Source organism: Candidatus Thiodiazotropha sp. AKAK3 (assembly GCF_058244645.1).
Genome location: NZ_JBSYOQ010000049.1, coordinates 123,847 through 130,573, shown reverse-complemented (window position 1 = coordinate 130,573; position 6,727 = coordinate 123,847). Strand labels below are relative to the sequence as shown.

Genomic DNA, 6,727 nt, shown 5'->3' with positions numbered 1-6,727 from the left:
AGGATGCCAGATTTTCAGATAAACCGAGCATCAGCTGGAAGTAGGCATCCTCTCCAGGTGGCAGCTCGCCACCGAGGGGATCCAATTGGCCTGCAGCTGCCTGTGTATCGGAAATCAGAGTATGAACCAGCTTCGGTTCGAACTGAGGTTCACTAAAGACACAACTGGCTTCGAGCCTGCGGATTTTCTGCCGCAGGTGATGGATATGTTTAGCGCCTGCGAGACGGTCTGGGCTTATACTTACCGAACCCACTGCGTTCAACCCAAAATAGTCCTCAAGATAGTGGTAGGCATCATGAAATACGATGAAAGGAATTTCTGTGACCCCATTGATGTTGGCGATGAACCTGCGCTCCATTTCATTAAGTCGGCTTAATAGTTTTTCAAGGTTATTCTGGTAGAGCTCTCTATTGCCAGGATCTAGCCTGATTAATACCTTCGATAAGTGGTGTGCGATAGCTCGGGCATTCGTTGGAGACAACCAGATATGGTTATCCATATTAATCTCATGGTCATGAGTGGCTGATGATATGGCTGGCTTGTGATGATGAGTCCACTCAAGGTTGTTTCGAATTGGTAGCAGATGCAGGTTAGGGGTATCGAGTAAGCTGACGGTTTCGGTATTCTCCCCGATCTGCTCTATCAGCTGAGTGAGCGGTGACTCCAGCGATTCACCTACCCAGACCACCAGGTCAGCTTGGTCCAATGCCTTGGCATCTGAAGGCTTAAGACTCATAGTGTGGGGTGATTGGTTGCTTTTGAGAAGCAGGTAGGGTTCGTCAACACCGCTCATCAAACCGGAAACCAGTGAGTGGATCGGCATGATGGTAACCACCACCTTAAGGCCTGCCAGAGAAGGTGTGGAGAATAGACTCAAGGCCATTAGTAATGTAGAGAGGATAGAAATGCGACTAATTTGCTTCATGTAAGTTGAACTATTAAACCATGGTATTATTTGTTATGTTATACTATAACAAAACTGCGAGCCAATATAGGATGTGTTTGAGATCGCTTGTTACTACGTTATATATAGGTCTATAACCAGCAGAAATCATGCGCAAGAGATGGCTGACAATTCCGCTACTTGCTTTCCTGATATCTCAGGGCCTATTGCTTGAGCATCTCTATCACGAGCATAGTCCTGAAGAGATCTGTGAAGTCTGCCTATACGCCCCTGGCCATGATCACGCCATAATCCCCACCTTACCTGAAATCTTTTCTAACTCACTCTTCAGAACAACAGGGGTGACCTTGGCATCCACTGAAGTTGCCGCCCAATTTAACTATCAACAGATCCGCGCTCCTCCCTCTCTTTCCTGACTCTTATCAAAAACCAATCAGTCTGATTTTATTTCATTCCCACATTGATCTGCGCAGGGAAAAGATCTCATTTCAGACTCGATCTTGATGACTTATTTATGATTAGAAGAGGAGCTTATGAGTAAGCACTTTTTAGTTAGTACCTCAGTGGCAATGGTAATGCTCTCCACAACAGTCGAAGCTGCCGAAGGGAGCCGGTTCAATCCTGATATCAGCCTGATTCTGGATGGCCGATTTACCTCATTCGACAACGAAACTGAATATGAACTGCCCGGTTTTATGCTGGGGGGAGAGGCTGGTCGAGGAGAAGAGGGATTTCATATCGGTCATAGCGAGCTCTCTTTCAGCGCAAATGTCGACGATCTATTTTACGGCAAATTGACTGCTGCCCTGCACGATCACGAAGGTGAGACTGAGGTTGAATTGGAAGAGGCTTTTGTTGAAAGCCTGGTGTTGGGACAAGGTGTGGGAGTGAAGGCTGGTCGTTTTTTCTCGGGGCTTGGCTATCTGAATCAGCAACATCCCCATGCCTGGGATTTTACTGATGCCCCTTTAATCTATAGTGGTCTGTTTGGTGATCAATTGCTGGATGATGGTATCCAGCTCAGCTGGATTGCGCCCACAGAGCTGTTTCTCAAGTTTGGCGGAGAGATTACCCGAGGTGAACGGTTCCCGGCAGGGGGGGCGAGCAAGGATGGTAAAGGTGCTGGGACACTGTTCGCAAAGATTGGTGGTGATATAGGAGAGAGTCAAAGCTGGCAAATAGGTATCTCCCACTGGCGTGCCGATATCGAAGGTCGTACTTCCGGTGGTCATTCCCATGGAGAGGGTGCCGAAGAGGTACCAACCTATAGCGGAGAGACTCAGGTCAGTGGTATCGATTTTGTCTGGAAATGGGCGCCCCATGGTAATTCCACCGAACAGAATCTAAAGATACAGGGTGAGTTTTTTGTGCGTGATGAAGAGGGTGACGTGGTGATGGACGATGGTTCGGATTCAGCCGAATCCACGACCTATGACGGTAAGCAGAAAGGAGCATATGTGCAAGCAGTCTACCAGTTTATGCCCAGGTGGCGTGCTGGCTTGCGCTACGACTGGCTCGATGCTGACAATCAAGGCTCTGATGAAGAGGTGCTTGCTGAAGCCGGGCTGGATGATGAGGGACATACCCCTCAACGTTTGACCCTTATGGGTGACTACTCATACAGTGAATATAGTCGCTTTCGTCTGCAATTCGCCAGAGACGAATCCTATGAGGATTCAGATAATATCATCACTCTGCAGTACATCATGAGCCTGGGTTCCCATGGCGCCCATCAGTTTTAGGAGCAGATCATGAGCAACAAGATCAATCTGTTGTTATTGGTTGTGGGAATCTCACTATCCCAAGTAGCACAGGCAAATCTGAATATATTCGCCTGTGAACCGGAGTGGGCCTCTCTGGTAAGAGAGCTGGGTGGAGATAATGTTACTGTCACCTCAGCAACTACCGCCAGACAGGATCCTCATCACATCGAAGCCAGGCCCAGTCTGATTGCCAAAGTCAGACGGGCTGATCTGTTGGTCTGCAGTGGTGCTGAATTGGAGATCGGATGGTTACCCATGCTGCAGCGACAAGGGGGGAATCCTAAGGTGCTCTCAGGCAAAAGAGGCTATTTCGAAGCAGCACAACAGATTGAGCGACTAGGCATTCCAAAAACAGTTGATCGTTCCATGGGTGATGTCCATGCTTCAGGGAATCCCCATGTTCATTTAGATCCCAGGAGAGTGTTGAAGATTGCTTTCGCCCTGAGTGAGCGGATGATCGAGTTGGATCCGCAAAACAGCGGCGATTATCAACAGCATCGGGATCAATTTACGCAGCGATGGCAACAGGCCCTGGAGAATTGGCAGCAGGCAGCAGAGCCACTGAAAGGAATCAGACTGGTGGTTCACCATAAAGATTGGGCCTATCTGTTCGACTGGTTGCAGATCATCGATGCCGGATCGCTTGAACCAAAGCCTGGATTACCAGCAACGGCCGGTCATCTTGTGCAGTTGAAGCAGGTGCTGGAGCAAAATCCTGCCAGAGGCATTATCTATACCCACTATCAGAGTCCGAAGGCTGCAAAGCGATTTTCTGAGCTTACCGGTATCAGGGCTGTTGAACTCCCCTATACCGTTGGAGGAGGGGATGGGGTTAGCGATCTTTTCACCCTGTATGATGAAACACTGAAACGTCTACTTGAATTGCTCCAATGAACTGGTTTGCCCTGCAATCTGAGATCCTGCTCCCGGCCTTTCTGGCCGGGTTGATTGTCGCTGCGACTCATGTGCCCTTAGGACGTCATGTCCTGAAGCGCGGGATAATCTTTCTCGATCTTGCAGTTGCCCAGACCGCAGGCATGGGTCTGATCGTTGCTCATGTTTTTGGCTGGGAACCTGGGGGCTGGCAAGTTCAGATGATTGCTGTCACTGCAGCGATCACAGCCTCACTCCTGCTCTATCTGACAGATAAGCATTGGGCAGAGATTCAGGAGGCGCTGATCGGTAGTCTGTTTGTACTAACTTCCAGTGGTAGCATTCTTTTGCTAGCCGCCAACCCACATGGCGGGGAGCATTTAAAAGAGCTGTTGGTGGGGCAGATACTCTGGGTCAGCTACCAGCAAATCATCCCGGTTGCACTTCTCTATGTTGTCATACTCACACTATGGTATAGCCTTCGCCAGCATGCTTCGTCGTTAATTTTCTATCTGCTATTTGCGATCACGATCACCGCATCAGTACAACTGGTGGGTGTCTATCTGGTGTTTGCTACCTTGATACTTCCGGCATTGGCATTGAGAAAAGTTGAACGCGGGGCAGATGTGACAGGTTATCTGATTGCGGCTGCGGGATATGCATTGGGATTGCTCCTTGCCGCCCTATGGGACATGCCTGCGGGTGCTATGATTGTCTACACTTTGGCACTAACCTCATTACTGGGTGGTTGGCTGATTAAATCCAGACAAAAAGAGAGAGCCTCCAGCCCAGTTGGATAGTGAGCGGATTGACAGAAACCTAAGTCTAAGCATTAGTATTAACCCTGAAGACGACATACTTAGTCGCCGGGTTAATAGAAGTAACAAATTACACAACGGTTTAATAAAGGTGCCCTTAACTGTAGGGTGCCGGCCCTGCCGCACCAATCCACTTAAATAAGGTTATTCAAAATTGACTCTGCGGAAGCGTGATTTGTTGCATTTCCCGGCCTAATTCTTTTGACTTGTTGAATGAGACTGTATTAGACTTCCGCCCTACAATACGTCGTCTGATAAGCCATTGATTTAATAGCAACAAACCAATGTGAAATCTATCAGCGTACAGTTTTCGGCAGTTAATCTCACAGCCCGTCTGTATTTTAACTGACCAATATGCAGGCCGGTTCCCAATGGCGCCGGCTTTTTTATTTTCAAGTGGCCTCTCGTATGGGCCACCACTGATGAGGAAATTTTTTAAATGCCTGTTATTTCTCTCCCTGACGGTTCCCAACGTAACTTTGATAATGCGGTGACTGTGTATGATGTCGCTGCAGATATCGGCCCAGGTTTAGCCAAGGCGGCTATGGCCGGTCGCGTCAATGGTGATCTCGTCGATACCTCCTATCTGATCCAGGAGGATAGCGAACTCGCTATTCTCACCAGCCGGGATGATGATGCACTGACTCTGTTGCGGCATGATGCAGCACATGTCATGGCTCAAGCGGTTCAGGAACTCTATCCGGGAACACAAGTCACCATTGGGCCCGCCATCGAAGATGGTTTCTACTATGACTTTGCCAGAGAAGATGCCTTTACACCGGATGACCTGACAAAAATAGAAAAGAGAATGCATGAGATCGTTAAACGAAATCTGCAAATAACCCGTGAAGTCTGGGATCGTGATGAGGCTATTAAGACCTTTGAAACTATTGGTGAGGCTTATAAAGTCGAGATCATCAAAGAGTTCATACCTGAAGGCGAAGAGGTTTCAGTCTACCGTCAAGGGGAGTGGTTCGATGTTTGTCGAGGTCCTCACTTACCCAGCACCAGCATGCTTGGCAAAGGCTTTAAACTGATGAAGGTGGCTGGTGCCTATTGGAGAGGTGACTCCAATAATGAGATGTTACAACGCATCTACGGTACGGCCTGGCGGGATAAGAAGGAGCTCAAGGCCTACCTCACCCGCCTGGAAGAGGCGGAAAAACGTGATCATCGCAAAATCGGCAAGACTCAGGATCTGTTTCACACTCAGGAAGAGTCCCCAGGCATGGCCTTTTGGCACGACAAGGGCTGGCGGATCTATCTTACCGTTCAGCAATATGTTCGTGACAAGCTGAAAAACCATGGTTATCAAGAGGTGCATACACCCCAGGTAATCGATCGCACTCTTTGGGAAAAGTCTGGTCACTGGGATAAGTTTCGTGACGACATTTTTGTCACTGAGACAGATGACCGGGTCTATGCCATTAAGCCGATGAACTGCCCGGCACATATCCAGATCTACAATCATGGTCTGAAAAGCTATCGCGATCTGCCCCTGCGTCTGGCGGAATTCGGCTCCTGCCACCGAAATGAGCCCTCAGGAACACTGCATGGATTGATGCGTGTAAGGAGTTTCGTTCAGGACGATGCGCATATCTTTTGTACTGAGGATCAGATCCTCTCCGAAGTACAGGCTTTTAACCTGCTGCTGCTGGAAGTCTACAAGGATTTTGGCTTCGATGAGGTGCTGGTAAAGCTCTCCACACGTCCCGAAAAGCGTGTTGGCTCGGATGAGGTGTGGGATAAAGCTGAAAAAGCACTGGAAGAAGCACTCAATCAACAGGGACTTGACTGGGAGTTGCAACCTGGTGAGGGGGCCTTTTACGGCCCGAAGATAGAATTCTCCTTGCGTGACTGTCTTGGTCGGGTCTGGCAGCTAGGTACAATCCAGCTCGATTTCTCGATGCCGGAACGTCTGGGAGCAACCTATATTGCTGAAGACAATAGCAAAAAGGTGCCGGTGATGCTGCATCGGGCCATTCTTGGTTCGCTGGAGCGTTTCATTGGTATTTTAATCGAGCATTATGCCGGCGCACTGCCGATTTGGCTGGCGCCAGTTCAGGCTGTACTGTTAAATATCACCGATCGGCAGGCCGATTATCTGAATAATTGTCTCAAATCTCTGCGGGATAACGGTTTTCGTGTCGAATCGGACTTGAGAAATGAGAAGATTGGCTTTAAAATCCGCGAGCATACGTTGATGCGCGTGCCTTATCTGCTGGTCATTGGTGATCGGGAGATGGAGGAGGGTACTGTCTCTGTACGCTCACGCAAGGGTGAGGATCTTGGATCCATGCCTCTGAGCGAGTTTATGGAACGCGCCCAAGCTGAAGTGTCTCAACGAGTAAATTGAGTGTAAAAAGCAC

At 48.9% G+C, this 6,727-nt stretch carries 6 protein-coding genes; 5 read left to right on the top strand and 1 reads right to left on the bottom strand.

The annotated features are described in order from the left end of the window. Positions 1 to 925, bottom strand: a 925-nt coding sequence (locus AC4IE7_RS10410; RefSeq protein ID WP_490776769.1) for a zinc ABC transporter substrate-binding protein, incomplete at its 3' end; no start/stop codon positions are given. A gap of 128 nt (positions 926 to 1,053) precedes the next feature. Here AC4IE7_RS10410 and AC4IE7_RS10405 point away from each other — a divergent pair. The 5 genes from AC4IE7_RS10405 (at position 1,054) to thrS (ending at position 6,714) form a co-directional block, all read left to right on the top strand. Continuing rightward, complete coding sequence (locus AC4IE7_RS10405; protein ID WP_490776768.1) at positions 1,054 to 1,320, top strand: hypothetical protein; 267 nt, start codon at positions 1,054 to 1,056, stop codon at positions 1,318 to 1,320. A 117-nt stretch (positions 1,321 to 1,437) separates the two neighbouring features. Then, positions 1,438 to 2,646 carry a TonB-dependent receptor gene (locus tag AC4IE7_RS10400; RefSeq protein WP_490776767.1) on the top strand — a complete coding sequence of 403 codons (1,209 nt, stop codon included), beginning with the start codon at positions 1,438 to 1,440 and terminating at the stop codon, positions 2,644 to 2,646. 9 nt (positions 2,647 to 2,655) lie between these two features. Beyond that, positions 2,656 to 3,561 (top strand): metal ABC transporter substrate-binding protein, encoded by a 906-nt coding sequence (locus tag AC4IE7_RS10395; protein ID WP_490776766.1) that lies wholly within the window; start codon positions 2,656 to 2,658, stop codon positions 3,559 to 3,561. Beyond that, the gene (locus tag AC4IE7_RS10390; protein WP_490776765.1) at positions 3,558 to 4,340 is read left to right on the top strand and encodes a metal ABC transporter permease; all 783 of its coding nucleotides are present in this window, start codon (positions 3,558 to 3,560) and stop codon (positions 4,338 to 4,340) included. The genes AC4IE7_RS10395 and AC4IE7_RS10390 overlap by 4 nt, the downstream gene beginning before the upstream one ends. Positions 4,341 to 4,797: 457 nt before the next feature. After that, the gene (thrS, locus tag AC4IE7_RS10385) at positions 4,798 to 6,714 is read left to right on the top strand and encodes a threonine--tRNA ligase (protein ID WP_490776764.1); all 1,917 of its coding nucleotides are present in this window, start codon (positions 4,798 to 4,800) and stop codon (positions 6,712 to 6,714) included. The last annotated feature ends 13 nt before the right edge of the window (positions 6,715 to 6,727 follow it).

Excerpts from the sequence above, each read along its gene's own strand:
- AC4IE7_RS10405 (WP_490776768.1), top strand. The coding sequence starts at position 1,054 with ATGCGCAAGAGATGGCTGACAATTCCGCTACTTGCTTTCCTGATATCT.
- AC4IE7_RS10400 (WP_490776767.1), top strand. The coding sequence starts at position 1,438 with ATGAGTAAGCACTTTTTAGTTAGTACCTCAGTGGCAATGGTAATGCTC.
- AC4IE7_RS10395 (WP_490776766.1), top strand. The coding sequence starts at position 2,656 with ATGAGCAACAAGATCAATCTGTTGTTATTGGTTGTGGGAATCTCACTA.
- AC4IE7_RS10390 (WP_490776765.1), top strand. The coding sequence starts at position 3,558 with ATGAACTGGTTTGCCCTGCAATCTGAGATCCTGCTCCCGGCCTTTCTG.
- thrS (WP_490776764.1), top strand. The coding sequence starts at position 4,798 with ATGCCTGTTATTTCTCTCCCTGACGGTTCCCAACGTAACTTTGATAAT.